At 64.8% G+C, this 17,974-nt stretch carries 26 protein-coding genes and 1 tRNA gene; 1 reads left to right on the top strand and 26 read right to left on the bottom strand.

The window, feature by feature from the left end:
• Positions 1–2: 2 nt before the first annotated feature.
• From F8O09_RS05415 to F8O09_RS05360, 12 genes are all read right to left on the bottom strand, one after another.
• Positions 3–650, bottom strand: a complete 648-nt coding sequence (locus F8O09_RS05415) for a hypothetical protein (protein ID WP_158054195.1) — start codon at positions 648–650, stop codon at positions 3–5.
• Positions 651–731: 81 nt separating this feature from the next.
• Entirely contained in the window at positions 732–1,904 is a 1,173-nt protein-coding gene (locus F8O09_RS05410) for a phage minor capsid protein (RefSeq protein WP_158054194.1), read from the bottom strand.
• A gap of 280 nt (positions 1,905–2,184) precedes the next feature.
• Positions 2,185–3,738 carry a phage portal protein gene (locus tag F8O09_RS05400; protein ID WP_158054192.1) on the bottom strand — a complete coding sequence of 518 codons (1,554 nt, stop codon included), beginning with the start codon at positions 3,736–3,738 and terminating at the stop codon, positions 2,185–2,187.
• Positions 3,739–3,760: 22 nt separating this feature from the next.
• Positions 3,761–5,065 carry a PBSX family phage terminase large subunit gene (locus F8O09_RS05395; RefSeq protein WP_158054191.1) on the bottom strand — a complete coding sequence of 435 codons (1,305 nt, stop codon included), beginning with the start codon at positions 5,063–5,065 and terminating at the stop codon, positions 3,761–3,763.
• A gap of 10 nt (positions 5,066–5,075) precedes the next feature.
• A complete protein-coding gene (locus tag F8O09_RS05390) occupies positions 5,076–5,561 on the bottom strand; it encodes a GcrA family cell cycle regulator (protein ID WP_158054190.1) in 486 nt (161 codons plus the stop codon).
• A gap of 220 nt (positions 5,562–5,781) precedes the next feature.
• Positions 5,782–6,000: a hypothetical protein gene (locus F8O09_RS05385; protein WP_158054189.1), complete on the bottom strand. Its 219-nt coding sequence runs from the start codon at positions 5,998–6,000 to the stop codon at positions 5,782–5,784.
• Entirely contained in the window at positions 5,981–6,844 is an 864-nt protein-coding gene (locus F8O09_RS05380; protein WP_192497568.1) for a TIR domain-containing protein, read from the bottom strand. The genes F8O09_RS05385 and F8O09_RS05380 overlap by 20 nt, the downstream gene beginning before the upstream one ends.
• Positions 6,845–6,854: 10 nt before the next feature.
• Entirely contained in the window at positions 6,855–7,388 is a 534-nt protein-coding gene (locus F8O09_RS10405) for a hypothetical protein (RefSeq protein ID WP_192497567.1), read from the bottom strand.
• Complete coding sequence (locus F8O09_RS05375; RefSeq protein ID WP_158054187.1) at positions 7,385–7,912, bottom strand: helix-turn-helix domain-containing protein; 528 nt, start codon at positions 7,910–7,912, stop codon at positions 7,385–7,387. The genes F8O09_RS10405 and F8O09_RS05375 overlap by 4 nt, the downstream gene beginning before the upstream one ends.
• Positions 7,900–8,331 carry a hypothetical protein gene (locus F8O09_RS05370; protein ID WP_158054186.1) on the bottom strand — a complete coding sequence of 144 codons (432 nt, stop codon included), beginning with the start codon at positions 8,329–8,331 and terminating at the stop codon, positions 7,900–7,902. The genes F8O09_RS05375 and F8O09_RS05370 overlap by 13 nt, the downstream gene beginning before the upstream one ends.
• Positions 8,328–8,507, bottom strand: coding sequence for a hypothetical protein (locus F8O09_RS05365; RefSeq protein ID WP_158054185.1), 180 nt, complete (start codon positions 8,505–8,507; stop codon positions 8,328–8,330). Before F8O09_RS05365 ends, F8O09_RS05370 begins: the two co-directional genes overlap by 4 nt.
• A gap of 583 nt (positions 8,508–9,090) precedes the next feature.
• Positions 9,091–11,673: a phage/plasmid primase, P4 family gene (locus F8O09_RS05360; RefSeq protein WP_158054184.1), complete on the bottom strand. Its 2,583-nt coding sequence runs from the start codon at positions 11,671–11,673 to the stop codon at positions 9,091–9,093.
• Between the two features lie 27 nt (positions 11,674–11,700).
• On the opposite strand from F8O09_RS05360, the gene F8O09_RS05355 reads away from it, so the two are divergent.
• Positions 11,701–12,204, top strand: coding sequence for a hypothetical protein (locus F8O09_RS05355; protein WP_158054183.1), 504 nt, complete (start codon positions 11,701–11,703; stop codon positions 12,202–12,204).
• Between the two features lie 190 nt (positions 12,205–12,394).
• On the opposite strand, the gene F8O09_RS05350 is transcribed toward F8O09_RS05355, so the two are convergent.
• The 14 genes from F8O09_RS05350 to F8O09_RS05285 form a co-directional block, all read right to left on the bottom strand.
• The gene (locus tag F8O09_RS05350) at positions 12,395–13,282 is read right to left on the bottom strand and encodes a DUF2303 family protein (protein ID WP_158054182.1); all 888 of its coding nucleotides are present in this window, start codon (positions 13,280–13,282) and stop codon (positions 12,395–12,397) included.
• Between the two features lie 2 nt (positions 13,283–13,284).
• Positions 13,285–13,623 (bottom strand): hypothetical protein, encoded by a 339-nt coding sequence (locus tag F8O09_RS05345; protein WP_158054181.1) that lies wholly within the window; start codon positions 13,621–13,623, stop codon positions 13,285–13,287.
• Between the two features lie 53 nt (positions 13,624–13,676).
• A tRNA-OTHER gene (locus F8O09_RS05340) sits at positions 13,677–13,749 on the bottom strand.
• Between the two features lie 42 nt (positions 13,750–13,791).
• The gene (locus tag F8O09_RS05335) at positions 13,792–14,532 is read right to left on the bottom strand and encodes a hypothetical protein (RefSeq protein ID WP_158054180.1); all 741 of its coding nucleotides are present in this window, start codon (positions 14,530–14,532) and stop codon (positions 13,792–13,794) included.
• A 31-nt stretch (positions 14,533–14,563) separates the two neighbouring features.
• Positions 14,564–15,301 (bottom strand): hypothetical protein, encoded by a 738-nt coding sequence (locus tag F8O09_RS05330; RefSeq protein ID WP_158054179.1) that lies wholly within the window; start codon positions 15,299–15,301, stop codon positions 14,564–14,566.
• Complete coding sequence (locus F8O09_RS05325) at positions 15,298–15,486, bottom strand: hypothetical protein (RefSeq protein ID WP_158054178.1); 189 nt, start codon at positions 15,484–15,486, stop codon at positions 15,298–15,300. Before F8O09_RS05325 ends, F8O09_RS05330 begins: the two co-directional genes overlap by 4 nt.
• The gene (locus F8O09_RS05320; RefSeq protein WP_158054177.1) at positions 15,486–15,821 is read right to left on the bottom strand and encodes a hypothetical protein; all 336 of its coding nucleotides are present in this window, start codon (positions 15,819–15,821) and stop codon (positions 15,486–15,488) included. Before F8O09_RS05320 ends, F8O09_RS05325 begins: the two co-directional genes overlap by 1 nt.
• Complete coding sequence (locus F8O09_RS05315; protein ID WP_158054176.1) at positions 15,818–16,072, bottom strand: hypothetical protein; 255 nt, start codon at positions 16,070–16,072, stop codon at positions 15,818–15,820. The genes F8O09_RS05320 and F8O09_RS05315 overlap by 4 nt, the downstream gene beginning before the upstream one ends.
• A 2-nt stretch (positions 16,073–16,074) precedes the next feature.
• Positions 16,075–16,305, bottom strand: a complete 231-nt coding sequence (locus F8O09_RS05310; protein ID WP_158054175.1) for a hypothetical protein — start codon at positions 16,303–16,305, stop codon at positions 16,075–16,077.
• Positions 16,305–16,670, bottom strand: coding sequence for a hypothetical protein (locus tag F8O09_RS05305; protein WP_158054174.1), 366 nt, complete (start codon positions 16,668–16,670; stop codon positions 16,305–16,307). Before F8O09_RS05305 ends, F8O09_RS05310 begins: the two co-directional genes overlap by 1 nt.
• 16 nt (positions 16,671–16,686) lie before the next feature.
• Positions 16,687–17,040, bottom strand: coding sequence for a hypothetical protein (locus F8O09_RS05300; protein ID WP_158054173.1), 354 nt, complete (start codon positions 17,038–17,040; stop codon positions 16,687–16,689).
• Positions 17,037–17,279, bottom strand: a complete 243-nt coding sequence (locus F8O09_RS05295) for a hypothetical protein (protein ID WP_158054172.1) — start codon at positions 17,277–17,279, stop codon at positions 17,037–17,039. The genes F8O09_RS05300 and F8O09_RS05295 overlap by 4 nt, the downstream gene beginning before the upstream one ends.
• A gap of 1 nt (position 17,280) precedes the next feature.
• On the bottom strand, positions 17,281–17,553 hold the full coding sequence (locus tag F8O09_RS05290) for a helix-turn-helix domain-containing protein (RefSeq protein WP_158054171.1): 273 nt from the start codon (positions 17,551–17,553) through the stop codon (positions 17,281–17,283).
• Positions 17,554–17,623: 70 nt separating this feature from the next.
• On the bottom strand, positions 17,624–17,917 hold the full coding sequence (locus F8O09_RS05285) for a helix-turn-helix domain-containing protein (RefSeq protein WP_225732881.1): 294 nt from the start codon (positions 17,915–17,917) through the stop codon (positions 17,624–17,626).
• Positions 17,918–17,974: the final 57 nt, after the last annotated feature.

The following is a 17,974-nucleotide window of genomic DNA, read 5'->3' as shown; positions in this document are numbered from 1 at the left end:
GGTCAGTTTCCTTTCGGGGTGAGCTGCGCCTCGATCTGCTGAGCGATCGACTGCTGCAGGTTCGGGGCCTTGCTGGTGTGCCCGCCGGTGTGCGTGGCGCTGCCTGAGCTGCCGGGCACCTTGGGGCCGTTCTTCAGGTATGGTTGTGCTTCGAGCACTTCCTTGACCGCTGCCTCGACGGCGGCGGCATCAGTCGGATCTACCGACTTGAGCTTGTTGGTGAGCGCCCGCGAGTCGAGCAGGGCGGATGCGTTGCCGTTGATGTCAGGCTTCGCGGCGATCGTGCGCACTGCGGCGTCGACCTGCAGCTGCTTGAGCTGGGTTTCGAGGTCGGCGGCGTGCTTCTCGGCTGCCTCCTTGGCATCGGCGGCCTGTTTGGCTGCGATGCGGCGTTCGGCGTTCTCCTCGCGCAGCTGCTTGATGTACGGGTCGACCGTGTCGCTCTTGGGCTCGGGCTTCGCGGCGGCGGCCGGGGCCGCCGGTGCGGGCGGCTGCGGTGTCGGTGCAGGTGCGCCTGCGGGTGGTGTTGCAGGTGGTGTGCTGCCGCCCTCGCCGCCTGCTGCGCCCTCGAGGAAGCGCAGGCGGGGGCGGTTCCAGATCAGCGGGCGTGCCGCCACTGCGGGACGTGGTGTGCGTGGAATGAGTGTCATGGTGTCTCCTTGCTCCGGTTTCTCCGTGAGGGTGGTGCTCTCGCCCGTCGAGACGGAGCAAGCCCGACGGGCGAGAGGTTTCTATGCGGCGTGGCCGTCCGAGAACCACAGCTGCTCGCGGCGGCTGCGGCGTGGCAGGTCATGTTCGGCGACGTGCGAGCGGATGCGCGCCTGCTCGTCGCGGGCGCGGCGCTTCCACTTGGTCGCCTCGGCGTCATCCTCGGCGGTGGCCGCACGGCGCTTGAATGAGCGCACCCGGCGCTCCATGTACCGCTGCTTGTCGCGGGCGGCCTCGGCGTCGGGGTCGTAGCGGGTGAGGTTCGTGGCCGTCGACGTGCCGCCCGGGATGTACGGCACGAGGAAGCAGCGGCAGTTGGGGTGTTGCCAGCCTGCGGCGCGCGCCTCGTCGACAGTGCCGTCGACGTGCACGGTGACCGCCCCGTCGCCGAGCATCGACGGCATCCGGTAGTCGCCAGCCGGTGTGCCGTCAGTGCTGAGGGTCTTCCCGGCCCAGGCACCGCAGTGCGAGCAGGCGGTGTGCCCGATGACGACCTGCGTCAGGTTGATGCCGGCCTGCTGTGACTGCCAGACGGTGGCGTCGGTGTAGGCGCGTGTGACGGCGGTTCGGGTGGCCATCTCCGCGTAGGTGCCGATGCGCCACCGTCGCCCGGTAATGTCGGTGAATCCGGTGACGCCCTGGTCGAGGAAGCGACGCACGGCCAGCCGCCGCGCGGACTCTTTCACCTCGGCGTTCATGAGCGGGCCAGTGACAGTGTCGGCGATGGTGCGCTGGTAGACGTCGCCGGCGGGGCCGAGCCACCGTCCGAGCTGGTCGACCGGGTAGCGGAGGATGCGGGAGCGCACCTGATCGAATGCGTTGGTCAGGTCGGCTTGCACGGCGGCGACCGCGTGCTGCATGGCCGTGGTGGTCGGCACGGTCTTCGAGTGGATGACCTTCGCGGCGCCGAGTGTTGCTGCGGCTGCGATGGTGCCGTGCTCGGCTGCGATCGTGATCACCTGGGCGGGCAGGTCTGCGGGTAGCTGTGCGACGAGCCGCTGCGTGTAGTCGCGCAGTTCGGCGATGATGCGTGCACGGTCGGCCTGCGTCCACGTGTTGCGGCCTGCGCGGAGCTTCTTGGCGACCTGCTTGAGCAGGCGCAGCTCGAGGCGGTTGTACACGTCGGCGATGTCCGCGCCGAGCTGCTCGATCAGGTCGGCAGGGTCGGAGCCTGCGGGCGGCACGTACAGGGGCATGGGTTAGGCCAGTTCGTATGTCTTGGCGAAGATGTCCGGCTTGCACGGGTAGAACTCGCCATTCACTCCACGGATTACTGCATCTCCGTGCGAGTACAGTCCCGTTGGATCTCTGGTCTCTGCGCGCATGACACCCTCAAGAGTGGGGATCTCGAGCGCAACGTAGACGTCGGTGGGGTCGCTCGCTTTCGACTCTCGGAGAACACGACCACCGCACCATCGAGCAACGTCATCGACGTTGTCTCGTTTCAAGATCATGGCCTCGATCTCGACGGGTCGTTTACGGTACTTCGTCGCTAGCGTCATCATCTGCTCCGTTCTCGTCGGGGTCGTAGCGTCCGAAAGTGCCCGGGTCTGCGGGTGCTTCCGCGGCGAGCCGATCCATCTCTGCACCCACCTGCTCGTCTGTCCAGTCCGGGTTGGCCATGCGCACACCGGTCTCGCGTGACATCACCTCGGCGGAGCGCAGGAAGCTGATCTGCTGTGCCACCTGCGTCGGGTCAGGGGTGGCCTGCTGCGTGAACTCGACGCTCGGCGGGGCGATTGGTTGACCGCCCTTGCCCGGGTAGACGGCGGCGTCGACCTCCATGAGTGCCTGTGATAGCGAGGCGAGTCCGGCCTGCCAGTTGAGGCCTTTGCGGTCGCGGGTGCGCTCGGACTGGCTGCGCCGGTCGGTGACCTCCGTGGCCGTTTGTGCCGAGCTTGAGTACTGGTCGAGGTCGGAGAGGCTGAAGCCGGCGGCGAGGATGATCTGCGCGCTGATCGCGGACGCCGTGTCGGCGTGGTCCTGCGTGCGAATCAGGAACTGCTCTGCTCTGATCGCGTTGTCGCCGATCATGTTCGGCGGGAGGTTCAGCGTCTGGTAGATCTCACGGTCGGGGTCGAACTGGCCGGTGCGGTCGAGGGTGCCCTCGGGCACCATGAGGCGTGCCTTTGCGAGACGAATATCCCGCATCCACGACGACCAGGTTTCGTCGAGTGCGTCGAGCATCCCGTCGATGCCTTCGAAATCGGAGCGGCCGAGATCCTTGAGCACGCCGTCGCGGCGCCAGTCTTTCGCCGACGCATTCGGGATGAACACGGCGGTGAGCTTCTGCGTGCCGGTCGGGATGGCAGGCTGCCCGCCAACCTCCAGTGTGGTGAGATCGGCGAGCGGCGCGGTGGCCGTGTGCTCGGTGAGCGGCACCATGCGGCCGAGGTTCGTGGCTGTGCCCTCGTACAGGCCGTGCAGGATGTAGCCGGGCACGTGCTGCTCAAGGTGCCGGTACACGGTCGCGCTGTTGTCGACCGGGTACTCGGTCCACATGGTGAGCGCTGCGAGACGCCCGGCCCGGTGCTCGGGGATGACGAGGTCCGCGCCGGCCGCCTGCACCCAGGGGGTGTCTGCGATGCCGCGATCCCATGCGATGGTGAACGCGGTGCCGCCGAGCGCGGCGCCGATCTCTGCGCCGTCGAGGAGCGCTGCACGGAACTGCGGCTGGTTGACGATCTCGTCGAGACGTGCGCCTGCCCGGCCGTCGTTGTCGTCGACCAGGTTGATCGACGGCGGTGTTGCGAGCAGCAGCTCGGCGGAGAGCCGCGCGAGATTCCCTGCGAGGGGCGCGTGCAGGCGGGTGCGGTGCTCGCCCGGGGCGACGGGTCGGCCGACGAAGAAGTTCACCAGCGACGACAGGATGCCACCCTGACGGGTGCGGCCTGCGGGGCGCGTGTGCCCTGTGTAGAGTTCGGCGAGCTTCTCCATGTCGCCGCGGTACCAGGCGTCCCAGACGGTGTAGCGCTGGTACGCCTGATCGTAGGGTTTGGGTGGCCAGAGGGTGTCTTGCTGCGGGAGCATATGCCCTCCTTGGTATGTGTGTTCAGTGGATGCCGATGGCGTGCTGCCACAGGTGCTTGGTGGAGCGGACGACGTAGCGGCCGCCGTCCATGGAGTGGTCGGCAACCTTGAGCGGCTTGTCGAGGCCCTTCTCGGTGGCTTTGGGGTCCCACGAGTAGGCGGGGGCCTCTTTGATCCAGCCCTTGCACCGGTCGGTGACGATCATTCGGTCGAGGGCGAGCAGTGAGGCGACGTCGGCGAGGCCGTCGTTCACGTCGTTGTCGGCCGGCCATGTGCGCACGCCGTCTTTCCACAGCTGCTCAGAGAACGATGCGGCGGAGGGGTCGAGGAAGATGTGCTCGGGTTCGAGCACGCTGCCGTCCGGGTGATGCAGGCCTGACAGCCACGCCCGGAACCGCTCTGACAGTTCGACGTCGGTGAGGCGCACGTCGGTGACGCGGGAGTCGTACCGCCATTCGTCGATGAGCACGAGGCGCGGCTGTGGTTCGGCGGTGAGGCCGAGGGCGATACCGACGGTGGCGTTCGTGGTGCCGTAGTCCATGCCGACGCCGAACACGCGGTGCAGGGGCGGCAGATCCTCCCAACGGATGACGTGCCGGTCGGGGTCCCACATGGGGTAGATGGCACCCTCGGCGGCGACCCATTCGGATTCGATCATGCGCCGGTACCAGAGGCCGGTGTACTGCTTCTTGAGCTCGGCGATGTACTCGGGGTTGTTCTCGACGAGCCAGGTGTTGTCGTCGAGGAGGAACGTGACTCGGTAGAGGTTGAGGACGTCGTCGCCGGCTGGTTTCTCGTGGGCGATGCCGTGCTTGTCGACCCACAGGCGTGCACGCTCGAGGTATTTCTTGAGCAGCCAGTGCTCGGGCCCCTCGGGGTTGCAGGTGAGGAAGAGTCTGGCGCCTGGTACGGACAGGCGCGAGATGAGCATCTGGAATGCGGACTCGGGGACGACGGCCGCCTCGTCGAGGAGCGCGCCGGCCAATGTGAGGCCTTGGATCTTCTCTCGTGAGCTCTCGTCGTTGAAGCCAACGACCAAACAGTCGCGGCCGAAGATCGATACCCGGCCGGTTGCTCGGGTGTAGACGACGCGTTCGGGGCCGAAGATTTCCTGCAGCGGCAGGATGAGGTTGTTGGCGATGGTGCGTTCGGTGCGGCCGCCGATGAGCAGCAGCCCGGCAGGGCCGTGCACGCAGTAGCTGGCCCACATGAGCAGTTCGCCGATGGTCTTGCCTGAACGGACGGCCCCGTCGAAGGCGACGATCCTGGCCCATTCGGGGATGTGTACGGCGCGTGCTGCTTTGCCTTCGAGCGGTGTGGGTTGCACGGCTGCCCCCTCACTTGATGATGGGCACTCCGAGGCTGTCGAGGTAGGTGTCGAAGGCTGGCTTGTTGAGGTCGGTGCGCTGGTCGATCTTCTCGAGGTCGAGGCTCTTGGACACGGCGATGCCGATGGAAGTCATGATGTTGCGTTGCACGTCGGCGGGCGGCCGGGGGAGTGTGTGCTCCCGGTAGATGTTGTCCTTGCCACCGAAGGAGAACACGGTGGTCTTGGCGAACAGTTGGCCACGGAGCTGTTCGGCGTCGTGCAGGAGTTTCAGTTTGAGCTGGGCGCGCAGTGCTGCGGCGTCGGCCTGCTTGGCTTGGGTGGCGGCTTTGGTCTGTGAGCGTGACGCCCATTCGAGGCCGAGGCGTTTGGCGAACTTCGAGATCGTGGCGCGTGAGAAGCCGAGGTGTTCGGCGATCTTCGCGAGCGAGAGGCCTTCGGCGTGGAGGGTATGTAGTTTGCGAGCGTCGTCGTCGGTGAAGCGGTGTTGCGGCATGGTGCACCTCCCGCGGGCCTGCCGCGCTACCGGTGTCGATGGAAGTGTGAGCCCCGCCTGCCGGGTGTTCCAGAAATGGTGATTTCTACCGGCGGGCGGGGCTTGTCAGACGTAAGGCGTCATTCATGAACGATCGCAGTGTGTGCGGCCGCTCGACGGTGGCACACTGATCTACGATCTGAAACGATTGTCCAGCACGTCCAGGTGGTTCGCCAAAGGTTCAACCAACCCTTGTCGCACGCTCCGTAGCGGTCAGCCGTGTGGCCGTCTTCGCCCGCTCCACGTCGAGCAGGTCGGGGAGGTTCAGCCAGAGCTTCCGGCCCGGCCGCCATGTGCGGATGCTGCCCTCAGCCACCCACGCGTAGATGGTGGCACGGCTGCGTCCAACGCGCGCTGGGGCGTCGGTAGCGAGGATCCAGTCAGACGTTGTCTGGTTCATCTGTCTCTTCCGCACTTGGTAGAAGATCCTCTTGGGAAACTGCCAGCAAGGAGACGCCGTCGTAGAGTCCCAACCGTTTCAGGTCTGAGATGAATCGTTCTGCGCTGGCAAAATCAACATCATTCTGAACAAAGACGCGAACACCACCCTTGCTGTTGACCAGAACGTCGACTGACTGTTCTGAATCCGCCATGGCTTTTCTCATGAACTGAGCTGCTTCGTGAGCCCTCACTTGTCTCGAAGAATAGTTGAGGCGGTTATCTTTCGCGACCCTCGGTCTAGCCAAGGACCTGACTTGTAGCAGAATCTCGTCAACCTTGTCGTCTAACGACCTTGGGTGGGTCAATTCGGTTTCAATCGCCAATTCAGAGATTGCGTGTGTTACCTGGTTGAGGAAGTCTGACGAAGTTCGCTCGAACGATTGCTGAAGAAGAGTCTCTCGAATTGGAGCATCCGCTTGACCATTAACGGCAAGAACCAGCTTCCAAAGATCACCATCAGTAGACAGATCAGTAAGCTGAAGATTTGAGAGCGGTCCTTTGTACTGCGCTTTAGAAAGATCAATGAGTACGGGGCAGACCTGCTTGTTCCCAACCTTCGAAAAAATCGCCCCAGATTCGAAGTAGAGCCATGGGTTGAGCTGATTCTCTTGCGTAATGAAAGTGATTCCGAGTTTGGAGTCCTCAAGTGCGGCAGAGATTGTGCTAAACCAAGGCGCACCTTTTTCTATCTCTGTCGAAATGAATGCACCGTCACATTCTTGGATCACATTTGGCAGCCACGCCTCGAAAGCTTCTGCAACAGTGTGGCTCAGAGTACCTGACCAGCTGAGGAAAATCTTCACCTCACAGAGTCTAGTGCCTCGCGTGCTCGTCGATAACCAACCGTGCATCCCAAGCCACCATCTCGGGCGTCTCCAAATGCCCGCACACGGTGCACACGACCCTGATGTCGTCGCCTGCATACTGTGGCGGCTGCCACTCCAGGGCGAGCCGCTGGCACTGCCGGCAGCGCACGTACACGACCTTGTGTGGCTTCTCCTCGGTCGGCCAGTTGCGTGCCGCTGACTCGACTTCCTGCCACAGGCACCTGCACAGCCACTGGCCTTGCAGGTCGGCTGCGGCGTCGCGCAGGTCATCCCAGGGCTGCAGCCGGTTGAGCAGGTCATCGATCGTGTGGGCCGCCACCCAGGTTGCCGGGATCGGCAGGGGTGCCTCTGCTCGTTTGGTGCGGCCGCCCTGCTCGGTGGTGATGTGGCCGGCGGCGTACAGCCAGGGGACGAGGGTGCGGGCGGTGTCGATGGCTCGTTCGAGGCGGGCGTATTGGCGGGGTGTGAGGTGGCCGACCATTTCGGTGGGGTCGACGGCCGTGTATGTGTCCTGGGTCATCGTCTGGTCACTTTCCTGTCGTAGTTGGAGGGCAGCCCGAGCGTGCGGCGTGTGTCGCATACGGACTGTGGTGTGATGCCGAGCTTGTCGGCGATCTCCTGATCATTGAGCCCTTCGCCGTGCAGCTCGGTGATCTGCTGCCTGCGGTGTTGGTATGGGCTGTTCGGCTTCAGTCCAAGCCTGCGACGCAGCCTGCGCGCGTGGTCGAGGGTGAGTCCGAGGCGTGCACTGATCTGTGCGTCGGTGCACCCGTGCCGGTGGAGGTCTTCGAGGTCGTCGAAGAGCGGGTCGCCGTCTGGTACTGGTTTGTGCCGGTACCCGTCGGGGATGGTGACGCCGGGGTCGCCGGGGCGCGGCTGGTGTGTGCTGCTGGGTGTGCGTTTGGGCTGTGTGGCGCGCTCGGCGAGCTGCTCGAGCAGGTGGTGCACTTGGCAGCCTTTGCGGTCAGCGATGGCGCGCAGTGTGCGGTACAGGGCGGGCTCGAGTTTCACGGGCACGGTGATGCGGCTGTCTAAAACGGACATGATGCTAGCTCTCTTTCGCTCTCTGCGGTCTCGAATAGGTCTGGCTGGTGTGATGACACACGCTCGGGCTGTGCGGGCGTCCTGCGGGCTGTGGCGGCCGCTGGCAGCCGGCTGGGGAAACGTCCGCCGCAACGGTGCTCGGGGAGCACGACGGGTCGGCTGGCGGCGTCCTCCTGGTCGTGCTGTGACCAGTAGAGCTCCGAGCGCAGGTCGAGGCAGTGCTCGCCGAACCGCCACGCCCACGCCCAGGTGGGGCGGCCGGCGAGCACACACGCGGTCTCCTCCGGCAGGCTGATCGGTGTCGGGTCGACCATGTGCGGGCCGGTGATCACGGTCGGCAGGGACTCCTCGGTGTCGACGTCGAGCACGACCATGCGGCAGCGGGGGCAGCGCGACCAGGTGACATGCTGGGCGGTCATGAGCGCACCTGCTTGTCTTCGGCTCGACGGCGTGCGAGCTCGGCCCGGTACAGGTCGACGGCTTCGGTGTCGTCGCGTTCGCGGGCGACCTTGATCATGCCGCGCAGCCCCGAGGTCGGGAAGGTCTCGCGATCGCGCAGCAAGGCCTCGGCTTTCGAGATCCAGTCGGCGATCATGAGCGTGCCCGCCGGTCTGCGTAGGCGATCGCCTCGGCGAACGTCGGGAAGGAGCGGTACACCCACAGGATCGGAAAGGGCACAGGGCTGAGCACCAGCCATCGCGGCCGGCCATAGGTGGAGTGCGGGCTGGCTCGACGCACCCGCCAGCGGCATGGCTCCTGCGCGCGTTCGGATCGGGCGAACGTTCGTGGCTCGTTCGCTGTCGGGGGCGCAGTGCTTAGTAGTGCCGTGTTTTCCTGTTGAGCAGTCTCCTGCGCGCGCGTAGTAGTTAAGTTAATGTGCGCGCGTGTGGTGTCTACATGTTGCAGAAACTGGGCACTACTGGGCACTGATGCCCTTGCATCGGCTTGTTTGTGCGGATCGGGGGAGTGTCTAGTTTGCTGGAAACTGGGCACTAACTGGGCACTGTCGCTGGAAACTGGGCACTGCTTACTATCGTCTGATGAGTGCCTAGTTTGGGGTGACAGTGCCCAGTTTGAGTGCCCAGTTTCGTGGCCCTGGTTGGCGACGAATCTGGTGCGGATGCAGTGCCCGCCGATGTGCTGGTAGATCGCTGTGATGGTCATGGTGGTGGCTCCGTTCACTTGTTCCAGTACTCGCCGTCGATGATGCTGTCGCCGTCGAGGAGTGTGAGGTTGGTGAAGTAGTGACGCCCGTTGCTGCGTGCTTCGCCGAGCTCGGGGAGTTTCTGTTTGAGGGCACGGCCGAATGCGGTGACGTTGAGTTCGTGTTCGCCGTTGGTGGCGCACCAGGTGATGTAGTCGGCGCGGATCTCTGATTTGAGGACGCGTGCGGGGTCGCCTCCGCCGGTGTGGATGCGTTCGGCGGCGTACCTGCCGAGGTGGTCTTCTTCCTGCTTGTACTCCTGTGTGGCGGCGCGTACGGCGTCGGGTTCGTCGAGGCCGTGTGCGAGGTAGTCGACGGCTCCTTGGACGATCCAGGCGAGGATGCCGGCGCCTTCGTGCTCGATGAGGCGTTCTTGGAGGTTCTCGACGCGCTGTTCGGGGGTGACGGTGTGTACGAAGGGGATGAGGCGCAGGCGCCGCCAGAAGGAGTCTCCGCCGGTTTCGACTTTGGGCTGCGAGTTGCCCATGAGCCAGAGCGTGTGTGACGGGGTGAAGGTGAAGAAGTCTTGTCGCATGAACCGTGCGGTGATTTTGTCGCCGCCGGTGAGCATCTTGACCTTGGCCTCGTCGAATCTGGTGCCTTCGTTGATTTCTGAGGCGACGGCCATGCGCCGGCCTTGCAGGTTGGCGAGTTCGGTTTCGTGGCGGTCTCGGCCTGCGAGGAGGAAGTTGGGTGGTGTTTCGGTGGCGTATTCGCCGAGGATGCTGGTGATGGTTTCGAGGAACACGGTTTTGCCGTTGCCGCCTGATCCGTGGAGGAAGGGGAGGATGTTCTCGAGCACTTCTCCGATCGCGGACAGCCCGGTGAGGCGCTGCACGTAGGTGATCATTTGCTGGTCGCCTTCGAAGGTCTGCTCGAGGAATGTCGACCAGAGTGGCGTGGGCTGCCCGTCGTCCATGCTGACGCGGGTCTGCTTGGAGTGGAACAAAGTCGGCAGGGGTTCGATGTGTGCGCCGGTGCGCAGGTCGATGGCGCCGTCGGGCGTGTTGAGCTGGTAGGGCTGCCGGTCGAATCGGTCGGCTGCGACGCGCATGTCGGGCATGGTTTTGAGGATGGCGACGGCGTTGGAGAGTGATCGTGCGCTGAGGGATTTGAGCCGGTGGGCGTGGGTTTGTTTGTCGACGTCGGGGAGCCGGTCGGCGATGTCGAGGGCGGCTTGGATGGCTGCTGCCTGGTCGGGCTGCCATTGCCAGCGGGTGTTCTCCCAGGTGGCCCATTTGCCTGCGTCGGGGATGTATTTGAGTGTGGTGGAGTGTTCTTGTGCGGCGAGGCGCGCGTTGCCGGTGTCGGTGAGGTCGTCGTCTTCGCCGGTGGTGGTTGCGGGTGCGGGTGCTGCGCTGGCGGTGGTGCGGCCGCCTTGTACGACGGAGAGTGCGGGGCGCTCGGCCGGTTCGGTGATCATTTTCGCGGGCTCACGAAAATGATCGGTGGGCAGTGTTCCGGGATTTCCGGATGACTGGACGGCGTCGGCAATGGTCAAGGATTCCTTGCCAGTTGCAGCGCTCGCGCTCGCGGTGGCCCGTGGTGTGAGTTCGCGGGGTGCTCGTTTGCCGTACCCGTCGGCGTGGAGGGTGCGTGCTGCGGCGGAGTGGTCGCCGCCGTGCTGCAGGAGCGCGTAGGCGCCGAACTTGGTGTAGGGCTTCTCTGCCTCGAACTCGGTGGAGGTGGAGAAGACGTAGAGGCGGTCGCGGTCGTCGGCGTGTCCGGTGGTGGCGGAGATGCCTTCGTCTTTGCCGGGGCGCCGCCAGTAGCGTGTGCGGCCGCGGGTGCCGAGGAGTGTCCAGCCTGCGGGGGTGAGGATGTCTGCCCAGTCGGTGCGCTGTTCGTAGTCGTCGCCGGGTTTCAGGTCGCCGGGCTGGTCGTTGCTTGGTGTGGTGGTGCCGCCGAAGTCGGCGTCCCAGATGCTGGCTGTCTGGGTGGAGTCCCAGGGTTCTTCCTCGGGGGTCTTGTCGAGGGCGAGGTTGAACACGAGGTGCAGTTGGTCGCGCTGCGCCATGGTGATGGTGGTGATGGTGTCGGGGCCGCCGAGGAGGCGCACGTATGGGCGTCCGGTGGGGTGCACTGTGCCGGCGGAGGGGGCGAGGACGACGAAGCCGCCTTCGCCGCGGGTCTCGGCCAACGTTTCGCGGTTGTCCGCGCGGGCGATCTTCTCGTTGCCGGGCACGGGAGCGTCGCTGATGCGGTAGAAGAGGTGCAGGCCGCCGGAGGGTGACTGTTCGGACCAGCCTTGGAGGATCTGCTGGTAGAGCCCGGTGAGTTCGGCGCCGTCGAGCAGTTCGAGGAGGGCGGGCATGTCTGGCATGGCGCGGCCCTCGATCTCGAGCAGTTCGATGCCGCCGGAGATGGCGCCGGTAATCATGCCGACGCCGAGTGGGGTGTTGTCGGGGAACCAGTCGCGGATTTGCTGCTCGGTGGCGCGCTCGCGGGTGTATGACTTCCAGGCGAGGGCGGGTGATTTCGACCCGTCTGCTTTGACGGGGACGACGGATGCGCCGGCGGCGTGGAGTTGGAGGGCGGCGTCTATGATTGTGCTCATTTGGTGGCCTTAGACGAGGGGGACGGTGTGGACGTATCGAACTGGATTAACGTGGGGCTATTGGGGGTTGCCGCGATTTCGGCATGGGTCGCTATCTGGGCACAGCGAGATGCAGTGAAGTCGAAAGATGAAGCAGCAGTGCAGGCGAATCGAGCCCTCAAAGCAGCAGAAGCCAGTGCGACTTCGCAGGAGCGCAGCGCAACAGCACTTGAGGAGCAAGCCGATTTGATGAAACAAGCTGCCAAAAAGCCGACTTGGGATATTCGGAAGATTGCCAAGCACAGATGGTCAGCCACGAATTCATCTGAAACCACCGTCCGCGATGTGCATATTCGACATGAACTTGACGATGAAGGTGCCGTCACTATCTCGGACGCAGGCAGTGATGGCTGCATCGATAGAGTGCTGCCTGGACGAGCTTTTTCGATCAGTTTCGGCGGAAGAGTCGTCGACCCACCTTCAGCGGATATCAGTGTGGTTTGGAACGATGTGGACGATCGAGCACAGTCACAGCCGACCACGCTGATGTAGTTCTTTTTCATGTGCCCCTGCCGCAGACTCGACTGCGGGTGTATGCCGTTCCAGGGGCGGCCTGCATGCGCTGCAGGCGGGCGGTGTTACTCAGCTGATGCGCAGTCTTCGCAGACCGGTGCACCGGAGTAGGCCATGTTGTCTTGGCCGATGGCGTTGATGTCGCGTCCGCAGTATCGGCACCTCATGGTCAGGATGGCCTTCCGACGAACACGGGGGCGGTCACGCGTGCTTTGAGCTCTTCGACGATCTGGCCCCACAGCTGGTCGAGGACACGGTCGGTGCCGATGAGCTTCACGCCGAGGCGCAGCTGCCCGTCGCGCAGCCGGTACCGGAACCGTGCAGTGACGGCCACCTTGGTGACCTTGCCTTTCAGCTCGGTCACGCCCTCGAACGGCTGCAGCGCCAGGGTGAGTTCGCGGGGGATGACGAGCTCGCCGCGCTGCCCCGCTTTGGCCTTGATGGTCTCCGAGTAGCCGACACGCGTCTCACCTGAGTCGAGCCGGTTGGACGAGGAGAACTCGACGTCGTTGGTGGCCTGCAGTGACTGGGCGATCTCAAGCACGTCGCCGGCTGCGGGTGCGACGATGTCGTCGACGTGGTCTTCGATGAACTCGGCGAACTCCTGCTGGTCGAGCAGGCTGCCGCTGATGTTGGTCCAGTCGGTCCATGCCTGCGTGGCTCGCAGGTCGAGGATGCCGCGGAATGTCTCCGCACCGAAGCGGTCTTCGCTGGCGAGGAAGTCGTTGCCTTCGGCGCCGTCGATGATGGCGGTGATCTTCGTGTCGAGCTTGGACGCGAAGATTTCTGAGCCGGTGGAGTTGGCGTGCTTTTCGACGAAGGCGATCAGCGAGTCGAGGTTCTCGATCTGTCGGGCACCTGTGCGGCGGTCGCGGCGCAGCGGTTCGGGGTTGGTGTGCTCGATGTGCACCTTGCCGTCTGCGTCGGTGATGGCGTAGTCCGTGTCGGGTGTCAGCTCGACGGGCTTGGCGGCGATGCGTGCGAGCTCGGCGACGGTCTTCACTTCGGTGTCGATGTCGGAGAGTGTGAGGTCGCTGAAGATGGTCTGGTCGGTCATGGTCAGTTCTCCTTCTTGTCGAGTCCGAGCAGCTCGAACTCTGGCTGGGTGGGGTCGGACTTGGTGAGCCCGCCGTTGGGTGTGGGGAAGAGGATCGAGGGCTTGGCTTCGATCTCAGGGCGCTTGGAGCGCACCTGATCGGACACGACGAGAGTGTCCGTGTCTCCCTCGAACGGGGCGACGGTGAGCGTGAGCGTCAGCGTGCCTTTCTTGCCGGTGGCGACGACGTCGGTGACGAGCTCGGCGAAGCGGGTGTTGAGCTTCTCGTGCAGGACTGGTCGTGCGCCGAGCAGCGTGCTGAATGGTGCCGCCGTCTCTGTCTTGTTAGTGGTTTCGGTCATGATCTGTTGCTCCGTTTCTTGCTGTGGTTGGTGGTGGTGAAGTGGCCACTTCGTGGGGCTGGCAGGAGTCGAACCTGCGGCCGGCTTGAGAGGGGAGTTGTGTGCCGGCTGCCGTGCTACAGCCCCGTGTGGGCGGCGGCAGGGGGGGGGGTACCGCCGCCCGGTCTGTTAGGCGACCTGCAAGCCGTGGGCTGCTGCGACCTGCCGGACGGTTGCCTCGTCCACGCCGGTGGCGCGGGTGAGAGTGTCGAGCGGCGTTCCGAACTGCAGGAGGGGCAGCACCTTGGCGACGACGGCCTGGTCAACCGCGGGCGCTGCAGGCTGCGGAGCCTGCTGGATCGGCGTCTGCACTGGCTGGGGTGCCTGCTGTGCCGCCGGCACCTGCTGGGGTGGCTGTGCGGCAGGCTGCTGCACGTAGCCCTGCTGGACGGGCTGCGCAGCGGCCTGTGCGAGTGCCTGGTCGATGCCAGCCGGTGCACCCTTGACCAGCGTGTACGTGTAGTCCTTCTGCGTGAACGTGCCGGTCTTGCCCTGCACCTGCTTCTCGCCGACGAACGTGGCCGTCATGACCGTGCCGGGCACGAGGATCTCGGACGCCTTGTGTGCGCCTGACGCCTGGATGGCTGCGGCGAGCGCCTGCTTCTTCGCTCCCCAGGCGTTGATGTAGAGGGCGCGGATGCCGTCGTCGTCCGGGTCGTCGTGCTCGGTGGTCTGGATCTGGATGACGAACTGCATCTTCGGGTCACCGGAGGGGAACACGGCGGGCTGGTTGGTGCCGTATTCGGTCTGCTGCCGGTAGTCGACGGTGGTGATGGTGCCGGTCACTGTGGTGCCGGGTGCACTGTACTTGTCGAAGGGGGACTTGCCGCTGCCGGCGAATGCTTTGTCGAGGTCTTCGAAGTTGACCATGATGTGTTGCTCCTTAATGTTGTGGTGGTGATCAGGCGAGTGCCCGGTCGATTCGTTGGGTCTTGGTGCCCCTGTTGCGTTGCTCTGTCTTGCACCAGGGGCAGAATGGGTTGTCGCACGGGTCGTATGCGGTGAGCGCCGCGTCTTTCCCGACGACCTGGATGAGCTGGGCGAGCATGTTCAGCCGGCCGAGCGCGTCGAGGGCGACCTGCTCGTCGTAGGGCTCCGTCCAGAGGAACCGTTTGGACCATTCGGCTTCCCTGGGGAGGAAGCAGATGGCGACGGCCTGCACGGGGTATCCGCGGCGCGCCCACCCTCGCCCGTACAGGTGTGCTTGGGTGCGGTACTGGCGGGACGGCCCGTGCGTGCGGTACTTCGACAGGGTCGAGTTGCCGACGATCTTGTGGTCGAGGACGGTGCCGGTGAACGTGTCGAAGAGATCCGTGCTGCCGGTGATGTGTGTGTCGCCGAGTTCTCCGACGTCGACGCGGTCTTCGCAGATCCACCGGATGACCGGGTCGTAGTGCTGGTTGTCTGCGTTGAACCATTCTTCGAGTTGCGAGTGCATGGCTGTGCCGAGTGCGGGCTTCCAGGGGATGCGGCTGTCGGCTGGTTCGTCGTCGCCTGCGATCTTGTGGATGAGGCGGCGCTCGCAGTCGATGCCGATCTCGGACGGGCCGATGCGTTTCTGCAGCGATCTCGGGTGTGCGGCGATGGATTCTTCGATGACTTGCACGTAGTCGGCGAGGACGTCCCGTGTGTCGCTCATGATGCGTGCTCCTGCCTGACCATGCGCGCCCACCATTCGGCGTCGTCGTCGATCGTGTAGACCATGTTGGCGATGCCCTCGGCGAGCTCGGAGGCGGTCTTGGTGTCGAGGATGTGAATGCGCCCGTCGATGGTGACGCGCACCTCGCCCCTGGTGGTGCGCCCGACCTTGATCTGCGCGGCCATCAGAAATCACCCTCGTCCCATGCCGTGCGGAAGTCGGGCCACTCGGAGATCGCGGTGGTGGCTTCCTCGTGGCTGATCTGGCCGCCGCGCACGAGTGAGCACAGTTCCTCGAGTGCATCGTTGATTGTGTCGCCCACGAGATCGCTGACTCGTGATCTGATGCGCTCGGGTCGAGTCGGGTTCTGGATGAACATCGTGTGACTGTGCCGAGTCTCAGACTGTTCGAGCGTGGCGTTCATATGCTCGTCGGCCTCACGTCGGGTCGACACCGTGACACCACAGTCCTTGCACCGGGCGTAGTCCATGCCGGGCTTCTGGTCGAATCTGTTGCTCATGCTGCTGGTGTCCTGTCTCCGGTGTGTGACAGCCGGAAGATGTTGGCCGGTCGCTGGTGCATGCCCTGCGTGGCCTCGGTGAGCACCTCGGCCAACTTGGCGGCCTCGGCGACGGGGATGAGGAGCACCCGGTCGCGGATGGCACCGCCCTCGACGACGGGTGTGCGCACCCGCAACGTCTGGGCGACTCCCGGCACGTCGAGGTCGGCGAGCACGGCTGCGGAGCGGAAACGAATGTGCGAGGCAGGCATGGTCACATCTCCTTCTCGAGGCGTTCAATGAGCTGCTGTGTCTTGGCTTCTTGGATGACGTTGAGGATCGCGGTCTTCAGCTGTTTGGCTGTTCGGCGTGATTCGGCGGCGTGCACGCGCTGGTGCATCTCTTCGACGATTGCCCGGAACCGCTTGGGCTCACCGAGCGGGTCTTGGTGGCGGCGGGCGAAGCTGTAGGCGCGGCGCAGGCGACGCCATTTCTGGGCGCCCATCACTTCACCTCGTCGATGCGGATGGCCGGCGCCGACTGCGTCTGGAACGCCTCGAGCGCGGCAGGGGCGAACTGCGCCTTCACAAGGGCAGTGGAGAGCTTCGCCTCGTAGAGCTGCGGGAACTCGCCCGCCGGGTAGGCGCTGGCCAGCTTCTTCGCGTCGATGCGGTGGGCGCCCTGCTGGATGCGCACCTTGAAGCCGGGCAGCAGGTCGGTGCGGGGTTCGCTGATGTGCTGCAGGAGCACTTCGTCGATCTGCTCGATGCGTTCCTTGCGCTCGGCGATCTCGTTGGCCAAGTCGAGGCGTTCGATCGCGAGGGCGCGCAGCTGCTCGTCCGTGGTCTGGGTGGTGGTGTTCTCGGTCATGCTGGTGTGCTCCGTTTCAGATGAGGTTGAGGATGGTGAGGAAAGTGGCCAGGGTGAGGGTCACGTACTGGTCGGCTGGCTGGCCTTTGCCGCGGCGCTTGTGCACCACGACCCCGCCGAGCACGTCCGGGAAGCGCTTGTCAGCGTTGCCCGCTTCGGCGTCCGCCTGGGCGACCCAGTCGGCGAGCTCCATGCGCTGATGGTTCTTCGCCTCGATGACGATCCGCCCGCCAGGTGTGGGCAGGTGCAGGTCGCCGTCATCGGCGGTGCCCTTGAGTGCCCGGCGTTCGACCGGCTGCCCGACCACGTCGGACAGGTAGCCTGCGAGCGCCGTCTCGAACGCGGTGCCCTTCTGCTTGCTGCGGCTCATGCTGCCCGCCTCCCGTGGTCGCGGGCCGGCTCGAGCACGGCGTCGGGGTCGGCTTCGGCTCGCCATTCGTCGACCATCTGGGTGATGGAACCGGCGATGGCCAGGCCGATGAGGATGATCGCCGCAGCGCCGAGCACCGCCCACACCCAGCCGGGCACGGTGACGAGCGCGGCAGAGAATGCGATCACGGTCAGGAGGGTGAGTAGCCAGACGGTGCAGATCATGTGGAAGCGGGTCATGTCAGATCACCGCCTTGAGGAGTCGGTGCAGCTCGGTGGACTCTGCGCGGCGGCGTGCCCCGGAGTCGGCGACGGGCGTCTCGTGCAGCAGTTCGAAGATCGCTTCGAGGTCGTCGTGGGTGATGACCCGGTTGCGCTCGCTCACCTTGGTGTGTGGCCATGCGCCGGAGTAGATGCGTTTGCGCACCAGGTCGCGGGGGACGCGCAGGATCTCCGCGACCTCGTCGAGGGTGTAGACGGCCGGGCGGTCGCCGGTAGGATTGGTGTCAGGCATGAGAGCCTTTCCTCTCGTGTTCTTGGCCCTGCCGGGTGTGATCCGGTGGGGCCTTTCTTGTCGGTGGGGTCTATGCGGCGAGCTTCTTGAGCTCGCGCCGCTCGGCTGCGGTGAGTGCGTCGACGGCGATGACGACCTCGCCGAAGCCCAGGCCGAAGCCTTGGACGATCGAGGTCACGACGCTGATGGATGGCTCGCCGCCATTGCGCAGTTTGGAAAGGGTGCTCTCGCTGATGCCGATGGCTCCTGCGAGCGCAGAGTCTGTGCGCAGCCCGTGGAGCGCTTTGAGCCGGTCGAGCAGCCCTGGTCGGATGACTGCTGTCGCGTGGCGCTTGCTGTCAGTGGCTGGTGCTGTGATGGTCACTGTGTTCACCTCCTGTTCCTAAGTCGGAACGTTCGTTGCGGTACGAGAACACCTTAG

This window comes from Pseudoclavibacter sp. CFCC 11306 (genome assembly GCF_008831235.1).
GTDB lineage: Bacteria > Actinomycetota > Actinomycetes > Actinomycetales > Microbacteriaceae > Pseudoclavibacter_A.
Note: the sequence above shows the minus strand (reverse complement) of the source record. Positions and strands in the feature narration are given on the sequence as shown.